Consider the following 23,689-nt stretch of genomic DNA (forward strand, 5'->3'; position numbering starts at 1 on the left):
TTGTTGAGATGCCACGTCCGATGCGCTTCGACGTCAGCGACGTCGTCGGCGAACAGGCGTGGCTGGCGGCCACCTACTACCCGGCGCCCCGCGGCGCCGGCGCCCTATTCGTCTGCCTGCCGGGCGGCACCTACAGCCGCGACTACTGGGACCTGAAGTTCCCCGGCCGCAGCGGCTACAGCTTCGCGGATTTCGCCACCGAGAACGGTTACGGCGTAGTGACGATCGATCCGCTGGGCACCGGCGAAAGTTCGAAGCCGGCAAGAGATTTCGATTTCACCGACATCGCCGCCGCGCTCGCGCGGGCCGTCTCCGCGCTGCCGGAGGCGACGGGTGAGGGCGCGCCGGTGCTCGCTGTGGCGCATTCGCTGGGCGGTTACCTTGCGATCGTTCAGCAATCGCTGTTTTCCAGCTATGCGGGTTTGGCGGTCCTCGGCTGCACCAACCAGTATGTCGCGCCGCTGAACTTGGATGCCGGCTTCATCGATCGGGCGGGCACCGCCGAGGGCCGCGCCGAACTGGCCCGGCAGATCCTCGCCGCCCTTCCCGAGCCGTATGCCGAGGGCCCGCGCGAGTACCTGCAGAGCTGGTTTCATCTGGCCGATGTGCCCGCCGATGTCGTGGCGGCGGACTGCGTCACCGCAAAATCCGTGGTGCCGCGGGTATTCGGCACCGCGATGATCCCCGGCGTGGTCGCCGAGCACGCCGCACAGATCGACGTTCCGGTGCTCGTCGGCTTCGGCGTCGTCGACGTCTCACCGGACCCGCGCGCGGAGGCCGGCCTGTATCGCCGCAGTCCCGACCTCACGACCGTTGTGCTTCCCGGAAGCGCGCACTGCCACAACATGGCGTCGAGCCGCGAGCTGCTGTGGAGGCGCGTGCTCGACTGGGCCGCCGCCGTAAGGTGTGCGTCGTGACCCAGACCCTCGACGCACGGCTCGCCCGTTTTACGCCCTCGGTGCTCAGCCTTTTTCGGTTCGTCTACGGCTTGCTCTTCGCCGCGTGTGGCTCGATCATCCTCTTCGATTGGCCCGTCCGTCCGGCCTTTCCCGCCGCGTTCGGCACCTGGCCCACCTGGTATGCCGGCCTGATCGAGTTCGTCACGGGGCTCTTGATCGCGGCCGGGTTGTTCACCCGCCCCGCGGCTTTCATCGCGTCGGGCCAAATGGCGGTCGCGTACTTCTGGATGCATCAGCCGAAGGCGCTGTGGCCGGTCGGTGAACCGCCGGCGGGCAACGGCGGGCTGCTGGCGATCCTCTTCTGCTTCGCTTTCTTCCTGCTGGTCTTCACCGGCGGTGGGCGTCACTCGGTCGACGCCCTGCGCGCCGGACGCGCTACACCGCGCAGTGCGGGTGCGGTTCCGGGTCGAAACACGTGACGGTTCCGTACGGGCAGCGCGGCAGGTAGATGCCGCCGCCTTTCCGCCAGCCTTTCCTGACCAGCTTTCGGGCCAGGTAGCGCGACGCCGTCAGCGCCTTGGCTTTCTCCGGCGCGGGGTAAAGGCGGGGATTGTCGTAGGCGTCATAGATGTCTTCGGCGAGCGCGTCGATGAGTTCGATGACCTCGCGGGGTGTGGCCATGCCCCATCAGATTCCCGTTTCGATGACTAGGGAATCTTGTCATCGACAGATTTATTCCATTCGGTGATAATGGCATTCTCTGTATTCGAGAAGCCGTTTCCGCGGGCGGAGGAGAGGACATCCGAATGGGCGCAGACCGACAATGCGACGGGCTGGTCGCGCTCGTGACGGGAAGCAGCCGGGGCCTGGGCAAGGCGATCGCCGAGCGGCTCGCCGCGCACGGTGCCACGGTGGCGCTCACCGCCCGCACGATGGAACCCGATGCCAAGTACCAGGGATCGCTGAGCCAGACCCGTGACGAGATCGTGTCCGCCGGTGGCCGCGCCGTCGCGGTCCAGGCGGACCTTTCCCAACCCGACGAGCGCGAAAGGCTTTTCGCGGAGGTGGTGGGTATGGTCGGCGCCCCGGACATCCTCGTCAACAACGCCGCGGTCACGTTCCTGCGGCCGCTCGCCGGGTTCCCCGAGCGGCGGGCCCGGCTGATGATCGAGATGCATGTGCTCGGCCCGCTGCACTTGAGCCAGTTGGCGATCCCCGCGATGCGGGAGCGGGGGCGGGGCTGGATCCTCAACCTGACGTCGGTGGGGGGCGACCTGCCGCCGGGACCGCCGTTCTCCGAGTTCGATCGGACCGCGGGCTTCGGCATCTACGGAACGGCCAAGGCAGCGCTGAACCGGCTCACCAAGAGCCTCGCCGCCGAGCTGTACGACGACGGCATCGCGGTCAACGCCGCCGCCCCGTCCAACCCGGTGGCGACCCCCGGAGCCGGCGCCCTGGACCTGGCCAAGACGGACACCGAGGACATCGAACTGATCACCGAGACCGCCTTTCGGCTGTGCACCTGCGACCCGAAGACCATGACCGGGCGTATCGCGCACACCCAGCCCTTCCTGTCGGAAGTCGGCTGGTCGAAACCGGTCGGCTAGGTGACCGAGCTCGACCTGGACGAGCTGCGGGGGCGACTCGCGACCGCGGGCGTTGCCGGCCTCGCCCCGCTGGCCGGTGGCGCGTCCAGCCTCACGTTCTCCGGCGAGCGCGACGGCCGGGCGGTGGTGATCAAAGTTGCCCCACCCGGGGTGGCGCCGGTGGCGCACCGCGACGTGCTGCGCCAGGCGCGCGTCATGAAAGCGCTTGCGGGGAGCCAAGTTCCGGTCCCCGAGGTGCTCTGGGAAGACGCGGGCGCCCCGCCGCTCTTCGTGATGTCGTGCGTCGAAGGCGACTGCGTGGAGCCGCTTTTCGACGGTTGGCCGCCGGCCGCCGACGTGGCCGGCCGTTACCGCAACGCATGCCGCGTCATGGCCGCCCTGCACCGGTTGTCACCGGCCAACCTCGGATTGGCGGGCGAACCGGTCATGGAACCGGCCGCGGAAGTGCGGCGTTGGTCCGACACGCTGCAGACCGTCGACGCGGCGTTGGTGCCCGGCTGGCCGGCGGTGCGCGACGCCTTGCTGGCGTGCGCGCCGACGGCCCTGGGACCCAGAGTGGTCCACGGCGACTTTCGGCTGGGCAACCTGCTGGCCGACGGCGCCCGCATCAACGCGGTGATCGATTGGGAGATTTGGGCGATCGGCGACCCGCGCATCGACGTGGGCTGGTTTTTGATCAACTCCGACCCGGACACCTACCGACGCGTGCGATCGTCCGGCATCGCGCCACCGACCGGCGAGCTCGCCGACATCTACCAACGCGAGTTGGGTTGCGAGGTAGCCGATTTGGGCTGGTTCAGCGCGCTGGCGTGCTTCAAGTCGGCCGCCACCTGGGCGTTGATCGCCAAGCACAATCGCCGAAGGCGCTCCCCGCGAACCGAATTGGAAGCCATGGCGGCCGTGTTGCCAAGACTGCTGGAGCGGGCGCGGTCACTGCTGGACTAGCCGTGGCTCAGCGGCACCGCGCATACAGATTTTGGCAAACCATTCCAGTGCGATCCGAACGCGTCGACGGGCCGACCTCGTCGCGCGGCGAGGCGTACAGATCGGGTGTCTCCGTGATTATTCGATCGATCACCCCGGGTCCCGGCGTGAAGGGATCCACCGGGTCTGCGCGTGCAATGCCGACGCCGCCCGCGAGCGTCATGGCCGGCATCCCAACGGCCAAAAGCGCAACGGCGAGCGGGTGGGGCTTCATAGCAGACGATCGTAGCGCTCCGGCGACGGAAATGGTTGCCCCCAGCATTACGGTCCAAAGTCGCATTTCAATCACGAATGCAAAACAACTGCGGCGGTTCGACCAGCAAATGCCGCCCGCTGAATTCCGCACTGCCTACGGTGTCGTCCGTGAGGCCCATCGCCGTGGTCGTCCGCCGCGCCGCGGTTGCCGCGGTCTCCCTAACCATGCTCGTAACGACCGCGACGCCGGCCACCGCCGACCCCGAAGTCGACCCGGCCGCCGCCACGGCGCCGGCGGCCGACGGACTGGTCCCCTCGAACCCGCCAGCAACCCTCCAAACCCCCGATGGCTGGACACTGGGCCTCGGCGCGAAGGACGAGTCGCAGGTTCCGGTGGCGCCGTTGACAACCGCCGCGTCGTCCCGCGAATACCTGTCGAGCGGAATCTTCGTGGGTTCGCTGATCGGGCCGGAACAGCCCCGGGGAGAGCTGGAGGTGGGCTACGAGATCGGCTGCGGCATCGACATGAGCACGTCCAACGGCGTCACGATGGCGGGTAGTGCGGGCGTCACGCCGTCGCTCGGGACGACGGCCCTGATCCCCGGCGTGACGACGGGCATTCTGCCGTTGATCTCCACGCCGGTTAACGGTGTGCTCAGCGTCGGTCTCAAGCCCGGCCTGGTGATCGTGGTGCCGGTGATCAAGAAGGAGTTCAAGGGCGCGAGTCCGTGGGTGATGATCAGCAACTTCCACGTCAAGATCGACGGATGCGTGGGCCAGTCGTTCATCCGCTCCTATGCGACGCTGACACGGATCACCGACCAATCTGACGTGATTCTGTCCTACGTCGGCGTCACCAAAGCCGTTTAGCTATCTGCGATGCCCGCCAGCTTGTCCGCGAACTTCGCCTCGGCGGCCGCGCGCAGCCGGAGCAGGTGCTCGGAGGGGAACAGGTCGGGTGCGGGCTGACGGTCCTTCAGCAACAGGCGGGCCAGCGTCGCTTTGTGGACTTCGGTCGGGCCGTCGGCAAGGCCGAGCACGAATGACTCGACCAGGTACTGCACGAAGGGCATTTCGTGCGTGGTTCCCAGCGATCCGTGCAGCTGAAGCGCCCGCGCCGACACGTCGTGTAGCACCTTCTGCATCATCGCCTTGACCGCCGAGATGTCCGCGCGCACCGCCTTGTAGTCGTTGAATTGGTCGATCTTCCAAGCGGTTTGCATGGTCAGCAGCCGGAACGCCTCGATCTCCATCCATGAGTCGGCGACCATTTCCTGGACCAGTTGCTTGTTGGCCAGGACCTCGCCCTGGGTGTAGCGCGACACCGCCCGCTCGCAGATCATGTCGAAGATGCGCCGGACCAGCCCCACCGTGCGCATGGCGTGGTGAATTCGCCCGCCGCCCAGGCGGGTTTGGGCGACGACGAACGCCCCGCCGCGCGGGCCCAGCATGTGATCGGCCGGCACCCGCACGTCCTCGTAGCGGACGTAGCCTTCGCGCCCACCGCCCAGCGGTTGGTATCCGAGCCCGACGTCGCGCATCACGTTGATGCCCGGCGTGCCGCCCGGCACGACGAACATCGAGTAACGCTCATACGGGGGCGCCTCGGGGTCGGTCATCGCCATCACGATGATGAACGACGCCATCGAGGCGAACGACGAAAACCACTTCTCCCCGTTGATGATCCAGTGGTCGCCGTCGGGCACGGCGGTGGTGCGGAACACCTTGGGGTCCGCGCCGCCCTGCGGCTCGGTCATCGAGAAGCACGACACGATGCGGTTGTCCAGCAACGGTTCGAGGTAGCGCTCTTTGAGCTCGGGGGTGCCGTAGTGCGCGAGGATCTCGCTGTTGCCCGAATCGGGGGCCTGCGAACCGAAGACGATCGGCGCGCATTCCGAACGACCCAGGATCTCGTTGAGCAGCGCCAGCTTCACCTGGCCGTAGCCCGGGCCACCCAGGTGCGGGCCGAGGTGGGTGGCCCACAGCCCCCGCTCCTTCACGACCTCCTGCAGGGGCGGGATGAGCGCTTGGCGGACCGGATCGCCCAGGTCGTGCGACTCCTTGACGATCAGGTCGATCGGTTCGCACTCGCTGCGCACGAACTCCTCGACCCACTTCAGTTGTTCGGCCCACTGCGGGTCGGTGGAGAAGTCCCACGACATCCGTCGTCCCCTCTCGGTTCGGTCACCGGGACCACTTTTTTCGGCGTTCGGCCGCTTCCTCGGTCGCGTGCGAGAGCACCTGGTTGCGGTTCTCCAGCTCCAGGGCCGACGACAGGCTCGTCGCGTCGGTATTCACCTGCAGCGCACGCTTTGTCAGCTGGACGCCGAGCGGGGCCAGATCGGAGATCAGCATTGCCAACTCCGTTGCACGCTCGAGCAATCGATCGGGTTCGACGATCTCGCTGACCAGCCCGCGCCGATCGGCCTCGGCGGCCGAGACCGTGCGCCCGGTGAGCATCCAGTCGGCCGCGACGCTGGTGCCGACGATGCGGGGGAGGTGATAACTCATGCCCATCTCGGCCCCGGACAGCCCGAGCAGGATGGCGGCGTTGCCGAAAGAGGCTTGCGCCGAACAGATCCGGATGTCGGCGGCGAGGAACAGCGCGAACCCCGCGCCGACGCACGGACCGTTGACGGCGGCGATGACGGGCTGCGGCAACCGGTGCACCGCCCCGGCGAGCGCGGCCATGCCCTCCTGGAAGCGCATCCGGTCCAGCGCCGGGGCGGTCGCCTCCGGCACGTCGGGGCCGAAGTCGCGCATGTCGATCCCGGCGCAAAAGCCGCGACCGGCGCCCGTGAGCACGACGGCGCGGACGGTCGGGTCGGATGCCAAATCACCTAGGGTCGCGCGCAATTCGGATTGCATGACCTCGTTGATCGCGTTGAGCCGCTCCGGACGGTTCAACCGCACGACGACGACGCCATCGCGGGGCCGGTCGAGTTCGAGCGTCTGTGGCACCCACCGATCGTAAAGCGTTTCTCGGTCTAGGAGAATAACCTTCTCCGAAATCGCGAAGCTGTTCTCGTCACACCAGTCCCAGCGCAGAAGGGATCGGCTTTCTGCCCGCCTCATAGCGACTGTGACGAGTTGGCCGCCAGGTCACGTTGGCCGCCGTGCGCAGCCGTTGTCGCTGTGAGGCGGGCACAACGGATGGTCCTCCGGCGGCGTGACTGGTGTGGCGCATGTGGCCATGAAGCGGAACATCTTGGATCGCAACCTAATTCGGGACGGGTCGATGGTGGCCGATAATGACGCATAATCCGCCGCGCAGCGGGTAGCCCGCCGCCATGACCAAGATCGGATACTTCCTGTCCAGTGAGCAGTTCGGCCCTAAGGAACTGGTCGACCAGGCCAAGCGCGCCGAGGCGGCCGGCTTCGACGCGCTGTGGATCTCCGACCACTTTCATCCGTGGAACGACGAGCAGGGCCAGAGCCCGTTCGTGTGGGGCGTGATCGGCGCGCTGTCGGAGGCGACGTCGCTGCCGGTCAGCACGGCCGTCACCTGCCCGACCATGCGGACGCATCCGGCGATCATCGCGCACGCCTCGGCCACCGCGGCCGTGCAGCTCGACGGCCGCTTCGTGCTCGGGGTGGGCAGCGGGGAGGCGCTCAACGAGCACATCCTGGGCGACCCCTGGCCGTCCGTCGGCGTGCGCCAGGAGATGCTGGAGGAGGCGGTCGAAGTAATCCGCAAGTTGCACCGGGGCGACGAGGTGAGCCATCACGGCAAGCACTACGAGGTGCAGGAGGCGCGCATCTACACGCGCCCGGAGCGGCCGGTGCCGATCTACGTCTCCGGGTTCGGGCCCCAAGGCGCCGAGCTGGCCGGGCGGATCGGTGACGGATTCGCCCTGGCAATGCCCGAGGCGGAGCTGGTCAAAGTGTTTCGCGAGTCCGGCGGTGGCGACAAGCCGGTGCAGGCAGGCACCAAGGTCAGCTGGGATCAGGATTCCGACGCCGCGCTGAAGGTAGCGCATCGGTTGTGGGCCAACGAGGGGCTGCCCGGGCAGACGTCGCAGATTGTGCCGCGGCCCAAGGACTTCGCCGCGCTGATGTCGTTGGTTCCGCCGGACAAGGTCGCCGAGAGCGTCGCGTGCGGACCGGATCCGGACAAGCACCTCGCGCAGGTGCGCAAGTACCTCGACGCCGACATCGACGAGGTCTACGTGCAGCAGATCGGCCCCGACATGGACGGGTTCTTCGCGGCGTGGGAGCGCGACGTGCTGCCCGCGCTACGCGGCTGAGCCTCAGGCGAAGTCGGTGCCGGTGGTGAGGTGTTCCCATTTCGCGATCTCGGCCGCGCGGGCGTCCGCGACGTAGCGGTAGAGGCCCAGGGCGTCCGGGCCCAGCAGCAGGAATCCCGGGGGTTCGTTCGACTCGACCGCGGCGATGATCGCGGCGGCCGCCTTGGCGGGGTCGCCGGCCTGGTTCCCGTGCATCGTGTCGTTTTCCTTGCGGCGCTGCCCGGCGGTGCTTGCGTAGTCGTCGATGACGGTGGCCGTCTGCGCGAGCGAGCGCCCGGCGAAGTCGGTGCGGAACGCGCCGGGCTCGACGACCGTCACCGAGATGCCCAGCGGCGCGAGCTCCCCGCGCAGGGCCCCGCTCATCCCCTCGATGGCGGCCTTGGCGGCGGCGTAATAGCCGGATCCCACCGGGGTAACGGTCGCGCCGATCGAGGAGATGTTCACGATCGCCCCGTTGCGGCGGGCCCGCATCCCCGGCAGGACGGCCTTGATCATCGCGACGCTGCCGAAGAAGTGCGTCTCGAACAACTCGCGCACCGCGGCGTCCTCGCCTTCCTCCACCGCGGCGCGATAGCCGTAGCCGGCGTTGTTGATCAGAACGTCCACGCCGCCGAACCGCTCGTCGGCCTGCCGCACCGCGGCAGCGACCTGCGCGGGATCGGTGACGTCGAGTGCGACGGCGAGCACCCGCTCCGTCGGGCCCAGGTCGGACACCTTCGCGACGTCACGCGCGGTGACGACCGCGTTGTGCCCGGCGGCGATGACGGCTTCGGCGAGCGCGCGGCCGAGCCCGGTCGAGCAGCCGGTGATGAGCCAGGTGGACATGACGTGTCTCCTTCCGTCGGGACGCAGCTCAGTCCAGCAGCGCGCGGCCCACGATCTGCGGGTCCGGCTCGCCCACCACGTCGTGGTCCTTGTCGTCGTAGTCGGACTTGGCCAGAACGTAGCGCATCGCGTTGATCCGGGCGCGCTTCTTGTCGTTGCTGCGCACCACGATCCAGGGGGCGGCGTCGGTGTCGGTCGCGGTGAACATCGCCTCCTTGGCCGCGGTGTAGTCGTCCCATCGGGTCACCGACTCCATGTCCATCGGCGAGAACTTCCATTGCCGCACCGGGTCGACCAGCCGGATGGCGAACCGGGTGCGTTGCTCGGCCGGCGAGACCGAGCACCAGAACTTCGTCAGATCGATCCCGTTGTCGACCAGCATCCGCTCGAAAAGCGGTGCCTGCTCCATGAATTCGGCGTATTGCTCGGGCGTGCAAAAGCCCATCACCCGTTCGACGCCGGCGCGGTTGTACCAGGAGCGGTCGAACAGCACGATCTCGCCGCCGGCGGGCAGGTGGGTGATGTAGCGCTGGAAATACCACTGCGATTGCTCGCGATCGCTCGGCTTCTCCAGCGCGACAACCCGCGCGCTGCGCGGGTTGAGATGTTCCATGAACCGCTGAATGGTCCCGCCCTTGCCGGCGGCGTCGCGGCCCTCGAACACGATCACGTGCCGGCCGCCGGTGCGCTTGGCGTGGTTTTGCAGCTTCAGCAGCTCAATCTGCAGCCTGCGCTTCAGTCGCTCGTATTCGTCGCGTGGCATCCGGTGGTCGTACGGGTAGCGCTCGCGCCACGTGTCGACGCGGTTGCCGTCCCGGTCCAGCAGCACCGGGTCGTCGTCGTCCTCGTCGTTGACGGTGTAGCCGTGTTCGCAAGTGGAAAGGGCGTCCAGATCTATCTCTGCCATAGTCCGGGGTATTCCCGATGTGGCATCGATTCATCAACCCGCGGCGGCGCAGCGCTCCAGCCGGAAGGTGCGCTTGAAGCCGGCCGGCTGCGTCGTCAGCGTCACCTCGACCGCTCCGCTCGGGGCAACGACGTAGCGCTCCTCGACGTCCGGGCCCTCGCTCCACCGCCCGACCGGCTGGCGGCCGAGGTCGTCGCGGTCGCGCAGGGCCGGGTCGAACGGGAAGAGCACCGGGTCATAGGGCGTGACGTCGCCGTCGGGCCGCCCGTCGATCAGGCGGCTGCACTCCACGAAGCGGAAGTGTCCGATGTTGTGCGCCGCGCGGTAGGTGCGGCTCACGACCAGCGGGGTGCGCCCGTCCGCCGGAAGCGACGCGTCCTTGGGCACGATCGGGTCGAAGACCACGTCGGTGCCGGCCTGCGCCTCGCGGAAGACCCCGAAGTGCCGCGAAAAGCGTTCGGACAGCGCGAAACCCGCCTCCTTGTCGAGGAAGACCGCCAGGCCGATGGCCGTCGCCGCGAACGGGTGCGGGGAGCGCTTGACCCGCTTCTCGCCGAAGGCGCTGCGCAGCATCCGGGCAACCAGCGGGAAGCCCCCGGCCCCGCCCACCACGTAGATGCCCGCCACCTCCGACCAGTCCACGTCCTTGCCGTCCCGGGTCGGACCGTGCAGGACGCGCTGCAGCAGTTCGGTCGTCTGGTCGACGAGCGGCGCACACACGGAGTAGACGTCGTCGATGCCGCAGGAGAACGGCGGCCGGTCGACCGCGTCGATTCCGGTGAGGTCCACCAGGAAACGGCGCGTCTGCGGCCCGACGGCCTCCTTGCGGGCGGCGCACTCGTCCTTGAGCAGCTCGCGCGTGGCGGGGCCCGCCCCGTTCAGGTTCAGCCGGTCGAGGACGAGGTCCACGATCGCCTCGTCGAAGTCGTCACCGCCGAGGCGCTGGATGCCCTCGCTGACCACGACCTCGTTCTCGTGCCCCGTCATCCGGAGCAGCGACGCGTCGAAGGTGCCGCCGCCGAGGTCGTAGATGAGGACGTGTTCGCGCTTGGCGGTGATCGTGGAGCGGTACCGGTGCGCATACTCGAGGCTGGCGGCCGACGGCTCGTTCAGCAGCGCGACGACGTGGAAACCCGCCGCGACGAAGGCGTCCAGGGTCAGCAGGCGCTGGGCGCTGGAGGCGTTGGCCGGCACGCTGATCGCGGCCTCGATGGTCTCGCCAGCTGCGAGGGTGGCGTTGGACCGGGTTTGCAGGTCGCTCTTCAGCTGCGCCAGAAAGCCGCTGAGCAGGTCGGCCAGCCGATGGTCACGGCCGGCCAGGGGTACCTCGGTCTGCGGACCCGCCTCGTTGAGAAGGCGTTTGAACGATCGCAACACCGACCACCCCGGCTCGTGGCGGACGGCGGTGGCGTCCAGCCCGAATCGCAGCCTCCCGTCGGTGTGGGCGGCGATGAGCGACGGCCACGCGTCCAGCCCGTCGAACGAGATGACCGGATAGTTGCCCCGGTCGACGGCCGCAACGACGGTGTGGGTGGTGCCGAAGTCGATACCGAGCCTCATCGCGCAATATTAGGACCGCGGCACGGCCGGAGGCATCAACCGCGACTGGTGTGGGCGATCAATCCTCGAAGTGACGGTTGTAGTCGCTGCGCTCGAGCCACCACTGCAGGCTGTAGGTGCCCTTCGCGATCATCAGCATCAGCACCGCGGAGGCGAAGGTGACGATGACGTTCATAGTCTTTCCATTTCGCGTGCCATGAGCGAGTTCTCGAGGAAGCCGTAGTGCCTCGGGTAGTGCCGTCGCGGCGGGCCCGGTTCATCCGCCGAGGTCATGACCGTTCGCCGGACGAGTGCGATGAACCGGCCGCGGATGCTTTCGCGGCGCGGCCCCAGGGCCGCGGCGGTGCCAAACACCACTTGTTGCGTGCTGATCAGGACTTCGGCGGACGACACCTCGACCGCGGGGGGCGGGCTTGTGCGCTCGTTGACGGGATCGGTTGTTCTCGCGAGTCCCGTTGGTAATGCCGACATTTCGTCTATCTCTTTTCGATGCGGTGATCCCGTGACCGGATGAACCGGGCGCTGGTGAAATCACCGTACGAGCGACGAGCGGCATTCGTCGTGAGTAGTCGACTACCCCTTTGCCTCGACGGCGCCAGCGGCGGACTTCCCGCCCCACTGGCGTTGCACCTCCCGCTCGGCGGGGGTGGGGATCAGCCCGGCGGGTGCGAACCGTTTCGACGGCACCGGGTCGTCCTCGGTCAACGGCCGTCCGCCACCGCCGAGTGCCCGCAGCGCGACGGCGATTCCGGCGACGAACACGATGACGACGACCAACGCGAAGAGGATCGACAGGGTGCCCTGAATGGCGGTGTTCCTGATGACCTCGTCGAGTTGGCGGGCGTTCTTCGCGGCACCGAACGCGGTCTTGCCGGCGTGTTTGGCCGCCAGGTACTGGGAGTGCTGGGTCCAGTAGCCGACGGCGGGATCGCCGGAGAAGATCTTCTGCCACGACGCGGTCAGCGTGACGGCCAGGTCCCACAGCAGCGGAATCCCCGGGATCCACGCCCACCTCAGCAGGCCCTTCTTGATGACCACGACGGTGATGACGGTCAGCGCGATCGCCGCGAGCAGCTGGTTGGCGATGCCGAACAGCGGGAAGAGGGTGTTGATGCCACCCAGCGGATCGGTCACCCCCATCAGCAGGGTGCTACCCCAGGCGGCGACGACGGCCAGGCTGCACATCCAGACGCCGGGCCGCCAGCTCGGGTTGCGCAGCTTGGCCAGCGGGCCGCCGAAGTTGCCGAGCGTGTCGGAGAGCATGAAGCGGTTGACCCGGGTCCCCGCGTCGACGGTGGTCAGGATGAACAGCGCCTCGAACATGATCGCGAAGTGATACCAGAACGCCTTGAGCGCGGCCCCGCCGAACACCCGCTGGAGCACCTCGGACATGCCGAACGCCAGCGTCGGCGCGCCGCCGGTGCGCGACACGATGGACTTCTCGCCGACACTGGCGGCGGCCTGGTTGATCTGGTCCGCCGTGGCCGGGGCGCCGGACAGGCCGAGCTTGTTGACGTATTGCGCGGCGGTTGACGCTGTGCCGCCGGTCTGCGCGGCGGGCGCGTTGAGGGTGAAGTACAGGTGCTGGTTGATGATCGACGCGGTGATCAGCGCCATGACCGCGACGAAGGACTCGGTGAGCATGCCGCCGTAGCCGATCAGCCGCATCTGGCTTTCCTTCTCCAGCATCTTCGGCGTCGTCCCGGACGAGATCAGCGAGTGAAATCCGGATAGGGCACCGCACGCGATCGTGATGAACAGGAACGGGAACAGCGATCCGGCGAACACCGGGCCGTTGCCCCGGGTGGCAAACTGTGAGACCGCGGACGCCTGCATCACCGGCTGGGCGATGCAGATGCCGACCGCGATGAGCCCGACGGCGCCGACCTTCATGAACGTCGACAGGTAGTCGCGCGGCGCCAGCAGTAACCACACCGGCAGCACCGACGCGGCGAGGCCATAGATGATCAGGCACCAGCACAGGGCGACGGGGGACAGGGTGAACCAGGATGCGCCCCAAGATGTTTCGGCGACCCAGTTGCCGGACGCCACGGCGAGCAGCAGTAGCACGAAGCCGATCACGGACACTTCCGACACCCGCCCTGGCCGCAGGAACCGCAGATAGCAGCCCATGAACAGGGCGATGGGGATGGTCATGGCGATCGAGAACACGCCCCACGGGCTCTTGGCCAGTGCCTGCACCACGATCATTGCCAGCACCGCGATCAGGATCACCATGATGACGAGCACCCCGAGGAGGGCGGCGGCCCCGCCCACCGCGCCCAGCTCGTCGCGGGCCATCTGGCCCAGGGAACGGCCGCGGCGCCGGGTGGATATCCAGAGCACCAGGTAGTCCTGCACGCAGCCGCCGAACACCGCGCCGGCGATGATCCAGATGGTCCCGGGCAGGTAGCCCATCTGGGTGGCCAGGACGGGGCCGACGAGCGGCCCGGCCCCCGCGATGGCGGCGAAATGATGCCCGAACAGCACGCGCCGGTCGGTGGGCACGTAGTCGGTGCCGTCGTCGAGCACCTCGGCCGGGGTGGCGTGGTCGTCGCGCGGACGCACGATCTTCATTTCGACCAACCGGGCATAGAACCGGTAGCCGACGATGTAGGTGCAGATCGCCGCGACCACGAACCAGATAGCGTTCACCGTCTCGCCGCGCGCGGTGGCGATGATCGCCCAGGCGATGGCGCCGATCACGGCGATCACGCCGAAGACGGCCTTGTGCCGGGCGGTGATGGGGGACCGGTCGATGATCGCGACCGGCGGTAGCTCTTCGAGAGTGTGGATGAAGCTGACGCCTTTGTCGTGCTCTTTGACTGCCACGGCGAAAACCCTACGCGCGCAAGGTTGACAATTCGTGTTTGCAAGGGAGTTTTAGTACAGCGCCCGCACCGCGTCGATGGTGTCGGCGTCGGCGGGGCCCTTGTCGTCGCGGTAGCGCACCACCCGGGCAAACCGCAACGCGAGGCCGCCGGGATAGCGCGACGACTTCTGCACGCCGTCCAGGGCCACCTCGACCACCTGCTCGGGCCGCAGCTGGACCACGTAGCCGTCCGTGCCACCGACGGCGAGCTCGGTGAACCGCGCCGTCTGCCAGTCCAGCATCGCATCGGTCATGCCCTTGAAAGTCTTTCCCACCATCACGAATTCGCCGGTGGCCGGGTCGCGGGCGCCCAGGTGGATGTTGGAGAGCTTGCCGCGGCGGCGCCCCGATCCCCACTCGACGGCGAGCACCACCAGGTCCAGGGTGTGCACCGGCTTGACCTTCAGCCAGCCCGCGCCGCGGCGCCCCGCCAGGTACGGCGCGTCGGGCGCCTTGGCCATCACGCCCTCGTGGCCGGCGGCCAGGGTGGCGTCCAGGAAGGCGGCGGCCCGCGACGGGTCCGACGTCAGCAGCCGGTCCACCCGCTGCGCGGGCGGCACCAGGGCGTCCAGGGCGGCCAACCGGTCGGCGGTCGGCGCGTCCAGCAAGTCCACACCGTCGCGGTGCAGGATGTCGAAGAAGAACACCGAAAGCCGTTGCGCGGCAAGGGCTGCCTCGATGTCGACGGATCGGCCGAAGCGCGAGGCGGTGACCTGGAAGCGATGCGGCGAGTTGTCGGGCCGCAGCGCGATCGCCTCACCGTCGGCGATCAGGTCGGTTGCCGGCAGCGCCAGCGTCGCCTCGACCACCTCCGGCAGCCGGGCGGTGACGTCGTCGAGGCTGCGGGTGTAGACCGTGACCTGGTCGCCGGAGCGGTGGATCTGCACTCGCGCGCCGTCCAGCTTCGCCTCGAAAATGCTTGTGCCGCCGTGTCGTTCGAGCGCATCGGCGACGCCGGTCGCGGTCTGCGCCAGCATCGGGCTGACCGGCCGGCCCACCCGCAGGGTGAACGCGTCCAGGGCCGCGGCTTCCCCGGACAAGCTTGCCGCGGCCACCGCCGGCAAGTCCCCGCCCAGCATCGCGGCGCGTTGGACCGACGCGATGGGAAGCTCGGCGGCCTTGGCGACGGCATCGGCCATGATCCCGGCCAGCGCCCCCTGGCGCAGCTCGCCGCCGAGGAGGCGCAGCAAGAAGGCCTGCTCGGTTTCGGTCGCGGCGGCGAACAGCGCACCGAGGAGTTCGGCCCGCCGCGCCTGCGAGCCCTTGCCCGACACCGCCCCGATCTCGGTGAAGGTGGCGTCGACTCCGATGACGGTCAGGGTCGGGTCTGACGCCGGCGGCGGCCGGGACCGCAGCGACGCCCAGCCGACCCCGATCTGGCGTTGCCGCAGCTCACCCGACAGCCACGAGACGATGATCGCCACCGCCTGCGGGTCGGCGCCGGCGCGGCGCAGCAGCTCGGCGATGTGGGCGACCTTGGCCAGCCGCGACGACGTCCCGCCGACATTAAGCGACGTGCTTGCGACGTCGAAAAGGAGCACGCAATCGAGCTTGGCACGGCTCTTGAACAAGGCGGGGACAACGCCGCCGGGCCGACACGCTAGCGTGCCTAGGAAACGTTACAAATTTCATGGATTCTGACAAGCCTTATGAGGAGGTCCGGATGGAGATCAGCGGGAAGAAGGTCGTCGTCATCGGCGGCGCGTCGGGCATGGGCCGCGCCAGCGCCGAGTTGCTGCACGAACGGGGCGCGGACGTCGCCATACTCGACCGTGAGGGTTCCGACGGCAAGACCGTCGCCGAGGCGGTCGGCGGTGCGTTCTACCCCGTCGACGTCACCGACTTCGCGGGAACCGAGGAGACGCTGCAGACCGCGGTCGACAAGCTGGGCGGCCTGCACGTCGTCATCACCACCGCCGGCGGCGGCATCGCCAAGCGGACCATGACCAAGTCCGGCCCGCACGACCTGGAGTCCTTCCAGTCGGTGATCGATCTCAACCTGATCGCCACCTTCAACATCAGCCGGCTGGCGGCAGCCCACATGGCCAAGAACGAGCCCGAGGACGAGGAGCGCGGCGTCATCATCAACACGGCGTCGATCGCGGCCTTCGAGGGCCAGATCGGGCAGGTCGCCTACACGGCCGCCAAGGCCGGTGTCGCGGGCATGTGCCTGACCATGGCGCGTGACCTGGGTTCGCTGGGCATCCGGGTGCTGGCGATCGCGCCCAGCCTGTTCGCCACGGGGTTGACCCAGGGCATACCGGACGAGTTCGCGGCGGCACTCACCAAGGACGCGGCCTTCCCCAAGCGCCTCGGCCGGCCGATCGAGTACGCCAAATTGGCGGCCGCGATCGTGGACAACCCGATGCTCAACGGCCAGTGCCTGCGGCTGGACGCCGGCCAGCGCTTCGCGCCGAAGTAACCCACCCCCGGCGCGGGGCCTCCCGGGGAATAAGTACACTCTTTAGGCAGCCGCCCCGCTCCCCCTCGGAGCGGGGCAGGCAGTCAGCCCGGTAGCGAGGAGGCCCCTCATGGGTATCGCACTGACCGACGACCATCGCGAACTCGCCGAGGTGGCCCGCGCGTTCCTGACCTCACAGAAGGCGCGCTGGGCGGCGCGGTCGCTGCTCGACGCGGCCGAAGAATCCCGCCCTCCGTTCTGGCAGAACCTGGTGGAGCTCGGCTGGCTCGGCCTGCACGTCGACGAGGAGCACGGCGGCTCCGGCTACGGCCTGCCCGAACTCGTCGTGGTCGTCGAGGAACTCGGCCGCGCGGTGGCCCCGGGACCGTTCGTGCCGACCGTGATCGCCTCGGCGGTGATCGCCAAAGAGGGCACCGCAGAGCAGAAGTCGCGGCTGCTGCCCGGCCTGATCGACGGAACCGTCACCGCGGGCATCGGCCTGGACAGCAAGGTGCGGGTGACGGAGGGGGTGGCGGAGGGCGACGCCGGGATCGTGCTGGGCGCCGGGCTCGCCGAGCTGCTGGTGGTCGCCGCCGGCGACGACGTGCTGCTGCTGGACCGGGCCCGCGACGGGGTGACGGTGGACGTGCCCGACAACCTCGATCCGACACGGCGCTCCGGTCGCGTGCGCCTGCAGGGCGTGCGCGTCAGCGCCGACGACATCCTGCCGGGCGCGCGGCTGTCGGCGCTGGCCCGGGCCCGGACGCTGCTGGCCGCCGAGGCAGTCGGCGGGTCGGCGGACTGCGTCGAGGCCGCCGTCGCCTATGCCAAGGTGCGTCAGCAATTCGGCCGGACCATCGCGACGTTTCAGGCGGTCAAGCATCACTGCGCGAACATGCTGGTGGCCGCGGAGTCGGCGACCGCCGCGGTCTGGGACGCCTCGCGCGCCGCATCGGAGGACGAGGAACAATTCCGCCTGGTCGCCGCCGCGGCGGCGGCGCTGGCGTTCCCGGCCTACACGCGCAACGCCGAACTCAACATCCAGGTGCACGGCGGCATCGGCTTCACCTGGGAGCACGACGCGCACCTGCACCTGCGCCGCGCGCTCGTGACCGCGGCCCTGTTCGGCGGGGACGCACCGGCGCTGGATGTCTTCGAGCGCACCGCCGCCGGGGCCGTCCGGGACAACAGCCTCGACCTGCCGCCCGAGGCCGAGGAGCTGCGCACCCGGATCCACGCCGACGCCGCCGAGATCGCCGCCCTGGACAAGAAGGCGCAGCTCGACAAGCTGATCGAGACGGGCTACGTGATGCCGCACTGGCCCCAGCCGTGGGGTCGCGCGGCCGACGCGGTGGAGCAGCTCGTGATCGAGGAGGAGTTCCGCGCCGCGGGCATCAAGCGCCCCGACTACTCGATCACCGGATGGGTGATCCTGACCCTGATCCAGCACGGAACCCCTTGGCAGATCGAAAGGTTCGTGGAGAAGGCGCTGCGCCAGGACGAGATCTGGTGCCAGCTGTTCTCCGAACCCGAGGCCGGGTCGGACGCGGCATCGGTCAAGACCCGCGCCACCCGGGTCGAGGGCGGCTGGAAGATCAACGGCCAGAAGGTCTGGACGAGCGGGGCGCAGTATTGCGCGCGGGGCCTGGCCACCGTGCGCACCGACACGGACGCCCCCAAGCACGCCGGCATCACCACCGTGATCATCGACATGAACGCCCCCGAGGTCGAGGTGCGGCCCCTGCGCCAGATCACCGGCGGCTCGGAATTCAACGAGGTCTTCTTCAACGACGTGTTCGTCCCCGACGAGGACGTCGTCGGGGCGCCCAACTCCGGGTGGACCGTCGCGCGCGCGACGCTGGGCAACGAGCGGGTCAGCATCGGCGGCAGCGGCTCGTTCTACGAGGGCCTGGCGGCCAAGCTCGTCGAACTGGCGCAGCGGCACTCGGATCGGTTGGCGGGCGCCGAAGTTCGGGTTGGGTACTACCTCGCCGAGGACCACGCGCTGCGGCTGCTGAACCTGCGTCGCGCCGCCCGCAGCGTCGAGGGGGCGGGCCCCGGTCCGGAGGGCAACGTCACCAAGCTGAAGCTGGCCGAGCACATGGTCGAGGGCGGGGCGATCTCGGCGGCGCTGCTGGGGCCCGAGGTCGCGGTGCTCGACGGGCCCGGCGCTGTGGTCGGCCGGATGATCATGGGTTCGCGCGGCATGACGATCGCCGGCGGCACCTCCGAGGTGACCCGCAATCAGATCGCCGAGCGGATCCTGGGGATGCCCCGGGACCCGCTGATCAACTAGCTTCTGCTCGCGGAGAGTCAGGCCGGGGCGAATTGGGGCGCGCCGCCGCTGCCCTTCTCGGGCTGGATGGCGACGGGCAGGCCGCACGTCACCGAATCCGGTTCGCAGCCAACGATGTTCGCGGCCACCCGCAGCCCAGTCTGCTCGGCGAGTTCGACGATCGCGATCACGTAGGGTGTCGGGATCTCCGGGTTGTACGGGTGGTGGTTCACGGTGTAGGTGAACACGGTGCCCCGGCCCGACACCGGCCGCGCCACCAGCGGGCCGCCGCAGTCCCGGCATTCGCCGGCCGCCGGGTGCACCCAGCGCGCGCAAGCGTCGCAGTGTTCGATGAGCAACTCGCCTGACACGGCCAATACAGTACACTCTATTGGTTCGGTGTGGGCGGCGGGTTGCTGGGACGGATGGTGCACATGACCTACTTCGAAAAAGACGCGATCATCTCCGGCCTCGGCATCTCGCGAATCGGCCGTCGCACCGGGATCCCGGGCCTGGAACTGACCATGGAGGCGGTGCGCGCCGCCATCGCCGACGCCGGCCTGTCGCCGGCCGACATCGATGGGATCGCCACCCTCGGCGACACCCCCGCCGCGGACGTCAACGCCGAACTGCGGATCGAGGCGGCCGACTGCGGGGCCGGCTTCGGCACCGGCGGCCTGCTGAGCCCGGTGATGTCGGCGTGCCGCGCGGTCGCCGAACGACGCGCGCACCACGTGGTGGTCTACCGGACGATACAAATGCTCGGCGGGACGGTCCCGGTCAAGCGGGAGGAAAACGCGCCCGCGCCGGCATTGGCGCGAATGTTCGAGACGCCCGAAGGCGCGCCGAAGCCGGCGGTCGGCGCGATGGACGACGTCAACGACCTGGTTGCGGCCCACGCCTACTCCGCCGCGAACTGGCTGGCGCTGAACTGCCGCCGCCACATGGAGCTGTACGGAACCACCAAGGAGCAGCTGGGCTGGCTGGCGCTCAACGGCAGACGCAACGCCGCGCTGAATCCCCTTGCGGTCTACCGCGAACCGATGACCATGGCCGATTACCTTGCGGCGCGGCCGGTCTCGACGCCGTTCGGCCTGCTGGACTGCGACGTCCCCATCGACGGTTCGATCGCGGTGGTGGTGTCGCACGCCGAGTACGCCCGCGACTGTCCGCACCGCGCGGTGGCGGTGGAGGCGATCGGCGGATCCGACGGTGCGGGCGGTTGGTTCCACCGCGACGACTACCCGAAGATGGCGATGTCGGACGCGACCGCGCAGATGTGGTCGCGCACCCAGTTGACGCCCGCCGACCTGCAACTGGCCGAGTTGTACGACGGTTTCACGTTTCTCACCCTCGCGTGGCTCGAGGCGCTGGGGGTATGCGGCGACGGCGAGGCCGGGCCGTTCGTCGAGGGCGGCGCGCGGATCGCCCGCGACGGCCAGCTGCCGCTGAACACCTACGGCGGCCAGCTGTCGGCGGGGCGCATGCACGGCTACTGGGCCTTGCACGAAGGGTGCCTGCAGCTGCGCGGCGACGCGGGGGAGCGCCAGGTGTCGAAACGCCCCGAGGTCGGCGTGGTTTCCGTGGGCGGTGGCCCTGTCGCCGGGTGCATGTTGCTTACCTGTTGAGATAGCTTGTGGCACAGCGCGATTCCGGCCCCGCGGACAAACTCGCCGCCCAGATTGCCCGCCGCATCGAGGCGGACATAGTCCGCCGCGGCTGGACCGTCGGCGAATCGCTGGGCTCCGAACACGCCCTGCAACAGCGATACGGCGTGAGCCGATCGGTGCTGCGGGAGGCCGTCCGCCTGGTCGAACACCACCAGGTCGCCCGGATGCGCCGCGGACCGGGCGGCGGGCTGCTGATCTGCCGGCCGGACGCCGGCCCGGCGACCCGCGCCGTGGTGATCTACCTCGAGTATCTGGGCACGACGCTGGTCGACCTGCTCAACGCGCGCCTGGTGCTCGAGCCGCTGGCGGCCTCCCTCGCGGCCGAACGCATCGACGAGGCCGGCATCGACCGGTTGCGGGCGGTGTTGCGGGCGGAGGAGCAGTGGCGGCCGGGCCTGCCGGCGCCGCGCGACGAGTTCCACATCGCGTTGGCGGAGCAGTCGAAAAGCCCGGTCCTGCAATTGTTCATCGACATCCTGATGCGGCTCACCACGCGCTACGCCCTGCAGTCGCGGGCCGACTCGTCGACCGAGGCGATCGAGGCGGTCGAGCACATGCACCGCGATCACTCGCGGCTTGTCGCCGCCGTCACCTCCGGCGACGCGGCCCGGGCCAAGACGCTTTCCGAACGGCACGTCGAAGCGGTGACCTCCTGGCTGCAGCGGCATTACCCCCACGAGGGCACCCCGCCGCGCGGGGCGCGCCGACTGCGGGCGGGCCTGTCCCTCGAAGGTGACGCGCCCACCGGCAAGCTCGCCGAGATGCTGGCCGTCACCATGGGTGATGACATCGCCGCCGACGGCTGGCAGGTCGGCTCGGTGTTCGGGACGGAGACGGCCCTGCTGGAGCGCTACCGGGTCAGCCGCGCGGTGTTCCGGGAGGCGGTGCGGCTGCTCGAATATCACTCGGTCGCGCGGATGCGGCGCGGGCCGGGCGGCGGCCTGATCGTCACCACACCGCACGCCGAGGCCAGCATCGACACCATCGCGCTGTACCTGCAGTACCGCAGGCCGACGCGGGAAGACCTGCGCTGCGTTCGCGACGCCATCGAGATCGACAACGTCGCCAGAATCGTCAAGCGGCGCAGCGAGTCCGGGGTGGCGGCGTTTCTGGCGACCCGTCCGGACACCCACGCGGGCGACGTACGCAGGGCCGTCGCCGAGGAGGCCCGCTTCCACCTCGGATTGGCCCAGCTGGCCGGCAACGCGCTGCTCGATTTGTTCCTTCGCATCATCATCGAGCTGTTTCGCCGGCACTGGTCGAGCACCGCGCAGACGGAGCCGAACTGGGCCGACGTCGTCGCCGTCGAGCATGCGCATCTGCGGATCCTGCAGGCGATCGAAGCCGGCGACGACAGCCTCGCGCGTTACCGCATCCGTCGCCACCTCGACGCCGCGGCCTCGTGGTGGCTGTAGCCGGGTGTGATGCGTTCGTCGGCATAGCGAAAGCCCGTCTGGGGTACTGGCAAAGAAATACCGAACGGCCGGTCCAGCAGGGGGTTGGCACTGTGATCGAAAGCGAGCGCGCACCGGTGACGGGAGGCTTCGGGGGGACGTACACCGACCACTCGGGTTTCGTTCATTCCGGGCTTCTTTACAGTTCGCAGGCGGAGTATCTGGACTTCGTGGTTCGCTTCGTCGTCGACGGGTTGGCGCGGGGCGAGGACGTTTTGGTGGCGGTGCCCGGCGCCAAGCTGGGCGGGCTGCGGGACGCGCTGTCCGGTCCCGGCGGCGGATTCCCGACGGAACTGCGGATGGTCGACATTGCCGAGATCGGCCGCAACCCGAGCCGATTCATGGCCATGGAGGGTTCCTTCATCGACGAACACCAGGGCAAGCGGGTGCGAATTGTGAGCGAGCTCGCCTGGCCCGAACGCACCGACGAGGAAATCGTCGCCTGCTCCGAGCACGAGGCGCTGGTGAACTCGGCCCTCGACGGATACCCGGCGACCGTGTTGTGTCTTTACGACGCGAGCGAGCTCGGTGACGCGGTGCTGGCGGATGCCCGCGCGACGCACCCGCTGCTGTGGAGCCGTGGCGCGCTGCATCGCAGCGCCGAATACGCGCCCGACGAGGTCTTGGATCGCTGCAACCAACCGCTCGTCGCCAAGCCGGGCGCCGTCACGTACATGGTCAGGAAGTCGGCGGACCTGCGGCCCGCCCGCTCGTTCGCCGTCGACTACGCCGGCTGGGTGGGAATGTCCCAGGAGGGCATCGAGGATCTGCAACTGATCGCGACGGAGCTGGCCAGCAACAGCCTGATGTACACCAACGGAGCCTGCCGGCTGGCGTTCTGGCGCGAAGACGAGCACCTGGTTTGTGAGGCGCGCGACACCGGGCGGCTGGGCGACCCGCTGGTGGGGCGCCTAGACCCCGGCCCGAGCGGCCCGGCCAGTCGCGGTCTGTATCTGGTCAACGCCATATCGGACCTGGTCCGCACGCACACCACGCCGGCCGGGACGACGATCCAGGCCTACCTGCGGTTCGACGCGGCGCCCGGGCCTAACGGATAGGGCATCATCACGAAAGCGCTTGTCCGGCAGTGAGTTACCGGGCCGCGCAAAATGGATTTGCATTGCCGGCCCGCGACGTCTAGTCTCGGCGCTCGTGCGTCTTCTTCAGCGTGCCGTAGTAGCCAGCACCCGCAGCGGGGTCTGATCCCAGACCGACCCCCCGCTGTGGGTCGGAAGCTACTACCGTCGGTCGCTCCTGCTGATCAGAGAAGACCGAGACCGTGGCTCTTACCAAATCCCTTCCCTCCTTAAGCGAGCACTTCGGCGCCGCCCTGCCGCGCGGGCTGCGCGAGGAGGCCGGCGCGATGTCGTGGGAGGCCTTCGTCGCCACCTACGGTCGCACGGCCGGCCCGCTGCGACTGGGGCACTGGGCCTGCACCGACACCGAGCGGCCCGCCGGGCGACTCGGCCCCCAGGCCCGCAACTTTCGGGCGATGATCGCCGTCGGCGACCACATCAGCACGTCGACCGCCGCCGCCAGCGGTCCGATCGCCGCCCTCACCGCGATGCTGCACGAGCGCGGGATCACGGTGGAGATGCTGCGGTTTCACCAGATCCGTTGCGGCGCAGGCACGGCCACGTTTATCCGCGGCAGCAACGGGATTCGCGCCGAGTGGGCGATGGGCCTGTCGGAGGATCCGACCCAGTCGGCGTTGCGCGCGGTGATCGCGTGCGCCAACCGGCTGATCGCCTGACGGTGCCGAGCAGACGCAAAAGCCCCCAGTTCGGGCGTCG

Annotated in this window: 21 protein-coding genes; 12 read left to right on the forward strand and 9 right to left on the reverse strand. The window is 69.0% G+C overall.

The window, feature by feature from the left end; translation table 11 throughout:
* Nucleotides 1–8: 8 nt before the first annotated feature.
* Nucleotides 9–917 carry an alpha/beta hydrolase gene (locus AC5Y4S_RS03975; protein WP_500030027.1) on the forward strand — a complete coding sequence of 303 codons (909 nt, stop codon included), beginning with the start codon at nt 9–11 and terminating at the stop codon, nt 915–917.
* Nucleotides 914–1,378 (forward strand): DoxX family protein, encoded by a 465-nt coding sequence (locus AC5Y4S_RS03980; protein WP_500030029.1) that lies wholly within the window; start codon nt 914–916, stop codon nt 1,376–1,378. The genes AC5Y4S_RS03975 and AC5Y4S_RS03980 overlap by 4 nt, the downstream gene beginning before the upstream one ends.
* Here the strand turns inward: AC5Y4S_RS03980 and AC5Y4S_RS03985 are convergent.
* Nucleotides 1,335–1,580 (reverse strand): hypothetical protein, encoded by a 246-nt coding sequence (locus AC5Y4S_RS03985; protein WP_085185031.1) that lies wholly within the window; start codon nt 1,578–1,580, stop codon nt 1,335–1,337. The genes AC5Y4S_RS03980 and AC5Y4S_RS03985 overlap by 44 nt on opposite strands.
* A 125-nt stretch (nt 1,581–1,705) precedes the next feature.
* On the opposite strand from AC5Y4S_RS03985, the gene AC5Y4S_RS03990 reads away from it, so the two are divergent.
* The 3 genes from AC5Y4S_RS03990 (at nt 1,706) to AC5Y4S_RS04000 (ending at nt 4,555) form a co-directional block, all read left to right on the forward strand.
* Complete coding sequence (locus tag AC5Y4S_RS03990) at nt 1,706–2,506, forward strand: SDR family NAD(P)-dependent oxidoreductase (protein ID WP_500030034.1); 801 nt, start codon at nt 1,706–1,708, stop codon at nt 2,504–2,506.
* Nucleotides 2,507–3,451 carry a phosphotransferase family protein gene (locus AC5Y4S_RS03995; protein ID WP_500030036.1) on the forward strand — a complete coding sequence of 315 codons (945 nt, stop codon included), beginning with the start codon at nt 2,507–2,509 and terminating at the stop codon, nt 3,449–3,451.
* A gap of 417 nt (nt 3,452–3,868) precedes the next feature.
* Nucleotides 3,869–4,555: an MspA family porin gene (locus AC5Y4S_RS04000; RefSeq protein ID WP_500032132.1), complete on the forward strand. Its 687-nt coding sequence runs from the start codon at nt 3,869–3,871 to the stop codon at nt 4,553–4,555.
* On the opposite strand, the gene AC5Y4S_RS04005 is transcribed toward AC5Y4S_RS04000, so the two are convergent.
* Entirely contained in the window at nt 4,552–5,847 is a 1,296-nt protein-coding gene (locus AC5Y4S_RS04005) for an acyl-CoA dehydrogenase family protein (protein WP_500030038.1), read from the reverse strand. The genes AC5Y4S_RS04000 and AC5Y4S_RS04005 overlap by 4 nt on opposite strands.
* Before the next feature lie 22 nt (nt 5,848–5,869).
* A complete protein-coding gene (locus AC5Y4S_RS04010) occupies nt 5,870–6,646 on the reverse strand; it encodes an enoyl-CoA hydratase/isomerase family protein (protein WP_500030040.1) in 777 nt (258 codons plus the stop codon).
* 329 nt (nt 6,647–6,975) lie between these two features.
* Here AC5Y4S_RS04010 and AC5Y4S_RS04015 point away from each other — a divergent pair, with 329 nt between their 5' ends.
* Entirely contained in the window at nt 6,976–7,932 is a 957-nt protein-coding gene (locus AC5Y4S_RS04015) for an LLM class F420-dependent oxidoreductase (protein ID WP_500030042.1), read from the forward strand.
* 3 nt (nt 7,933–7,935) lie between these two features.
* On the opposite strand, the gene AC5Y4S_RS04020 is transcribed toward AC5Y4S_RS04015, so the two are convergent.
* From AC5Y4S_RS04020 to AC5Y4S_RS04040, 5 genes are all read right to left on the reverse strand, one after another.
* Nucleotides 7,936–8,757 (reverse strand): oxidoreductase, encoded by an 822-nt coding sequence (locus AC5Y4S_RS04020; protein WP_500030044.1) that lies wholly within the window; start codon nt 8,755–8,757, stop codon nt 7,936–7,938.
* Nucleotides 8,758–8,785: 28 nt separating this feature from the next.
* Entirely contained in the window at nt 8,786–9,664 is an 879-nt protein-coding gene (gene ppk2 / locus AC5Y4S_RS04025) for a polyphosphate kinase 2 (RefSeq protein ID WP_500030046.1), read from the reverse strand.
* 33 nt (nt 9,665–9,697) lie between these two features.
* Nucleotides 9,698–11,224, reverse strand: coding sequence for an Hsp70 family protein (locus tag AC5Y4S_RS04030; RefSeq protein WP_500030048.1), 1,527 nt, complete (start codon nt 11,222–11,224; stop codon nt 9,698–9,700).
* Nucleotides 11,225–11,797: 573 nt separating this feature from the next.
* Nucleotides 11,798–14,056 carry a carbon starvation CstA family protein gene (locus tag AC5Y4S_RS04035; RefSeq protein WP_500030050.1) on the reverse strand — a complete coding sequence of 753 codons (2,259 nt, stop codon included), beginning with the start codon at nt 14,054–14,056 and terminating at the stop codon, nt 11,798–11,800.
* Between the two features lie 51 nt (nt 14,057–14,107).
* Nucleotides 14,108–15,637 (reverse strand): ATP-dependent DNA ligase, encoded by a 1,530-nt coding sequence (locus tag AC5Y4S_RS04040; RefSeq protein WP_500030053.1) that lies wholly within the window; start codon nt 15,635–15,637, stop codon nt 14,108–14,110.
* Nucleotides 15,638–15,759: 122 nt separating this feature from the next.
* Here AC5Y4S_RS04040 and AC5Y4S_RS04045 point away from each other — a divergent pair, with 122 nt between their 5' ends.
* On the forward strand, nt 15,760–16,518 hold the full coding sequence (locus AC5Y4S_RS04045; RefSeq protein WP_500030055.1) for an SDR family NAD(P)-dependent oxidoreductase: 759 nt from the start codon (nt 15,760–15,762) through the stop codon (nt 16,516–16,518).
* A gap of 109 nt (nt 16,519–16,627) precedes the next feature.
* Nucleotides 16,628–18,793 (forward strand): acyl-CoA dehydrogenase family protein, encoded by a 2,166-nt coding sequence (locus tag AC5Y4S_RS04050; RefSeq protein WP_500030057.1) that lies wholly within the window; start codon nt 16,628–16,630, stop codon nt 18,791–18,793.
* Nucleotides 18,794–18,810: 17 nt separating this feature from the next.
* Here the strand turns inward: AC5Y4S_RS04050 and AC5Y4S_RS04055 are convergent, their stop codons facing one another.
* On the reverse strand, nt 18,811–19,143 hold the full coding sequence (locus AC5Y4S_RS04055; protein ID WP_500030059.1) for a Zn-ribbon domain-containing OB-fold protein: 333 nt from the start codon (nt 19,141–19,143) through the stop codon (nt 18,811–18,813).
* Between the two features lie 63 nt (nt 19,144–19,206).
* Here AC5Y4S_RS04055 and AC5Y4S_RS04060 point away from each other — a divergent pair, with 63 nt between their 5' ends.
* The 4 genes from AC5Y4S_RS04060 to AC5Y4S_RS04075 all read left to right on the forward strand — a co-directional run bounded on the left by AC5Y4S_RS04060 (nt 19,207) and on the right by AC5Y4S_RS04075 (nt 23,649).
* Complete coding sequence (locus AC5Y4S_RS04060) at nt 19,207–20,400, forward strand: thiolase family protein (protein ID WP_500030062.1); 1,194 nt, start codon at nt 19,207–19,209, stop codon at nt 20,398–20,400.
* A gap of 8 nt (nt 20,401–20,408) precedes the next feature.
* Entirely contained in the window at nt 20,409–21,857 is a 1,449-nt protein-coding gene (locus AC5Y4S_RS04065) for a FadR/GntR family transcriptional regulator (protein WP_500030063.1), read from the forward strand.
* 92 nt (nt 21,858–21,949) lie between these two features.
* Nucleotides 21,950–22,954 (forward strand): anti-sigma factor RsbA family regulatory protein, encoded by a 1,005-nt coding sequence (locus AC5Y4S_RS04070; RefSeq protein ID WP_500030068.1) that lies wholly within the window; start codon nt 21,950–21,952, stop codon nt 22,952–22,954.
* 221 nt (nt 22,955–23,175) lie between these two features.
* A complete protein-coding gene (locus tag AC5Y4S_RS04075) occupies nt 23,176–23,649 on the forward strand; it encodes a homocitrate synthase (protein WP_500030073.1) in 474 nt (157 codons plus the stop codon).
* Nucleotides 23,650–23,689: the final 40 nt, after the last annotated feature.

It is taken from the genome of Mycobacterium sp. NGS64, from assembly GCF_059812245.1.

Excerpts from the sequence above, each read along its gene's own strand:
- AC5Y4S_RS04005 (WP_500030038.1), bottom strand. The coding sequence starts at position 5,847 with ATGTCGTGGGACTTCTCCACCGACCCGCAGTGGGCCGAACAACTGAAG.
- AC5Y4S_RS04050 (WP_500030057.1), top strand. The coding sequence starts at position 16,628 with ATGGGTATCGCACTGACCGACGACCATCGCGAACTCGCCGAGGTGGCC.
- AC5Y4S_RS04020 (WP_500030044.1), bottom strand. The coding sequence starts at position 8,757 with ATGTCCACCTGGCTCATCACCGGCTGCTCGACCGGGCTCGGCCGCGCG.
- AC5Y4S_RS04030 (WP_500030048.1), bottom strand. The coding sequence starts at position 11,224 with ATGAGGCTCGGTATCGACTTCGGCACCACCCACACCGTCGTTGCGGCC.
- AC5Y4S_RS03975 (WP_500030027.1), top strand. The coding sequence starts at position 9 with ATGCCACGTCCGATGCGCTTCGACGTCAGCGACGTCGTCGGCGAACAG.
- AC5Y4S_RS03990 (WP_500030034.1), top strand. The coding sequence starts at position 1,706 with ATGGGCGCAGACCGACAATGCGACGGGCTGGTCGCGCTCGTGACGGGA.
- ppk2 (WP_500030046.1), bottom strand. The coding sequence starts at position 9,664 with ATGGCAGAGATAGATCTGGACGCCCTTTCCACTTGCGAACACGGCTAC.
- AC5Y4S_RS04060 (WP_500030062.1), top strand. The coding sequence starts at position 19,207 with ATGACCTACTTCGAAAAAGACGCGATCATCTCCGGCCTCGGCATCTCG.
- AC5Y4S_RS04015 (WP_500030042.1), top strand. The coding sequence starts at position 6,976 with ATGACCAAGATCGGATACTTCCTGTCCAGTGAGCAGTTCGGCCCTAAG.
- AC5Y4S_RS04045 (WP_500030055.1), top strand. The coding sequence starts at position 15,760 with ATGGAGATCAGCGGGAAGAAGGTCGTCGTCATCGGCGGCGCGTCGGGC.
- AC5Y4S_RS03985 (WP_085185031.1), bottom strand. The coding sequence starts at position 1,580 with ATGGCCACACCCCGCGAGGTCATCGAACTCATCGACGCGCTCGCCGAA.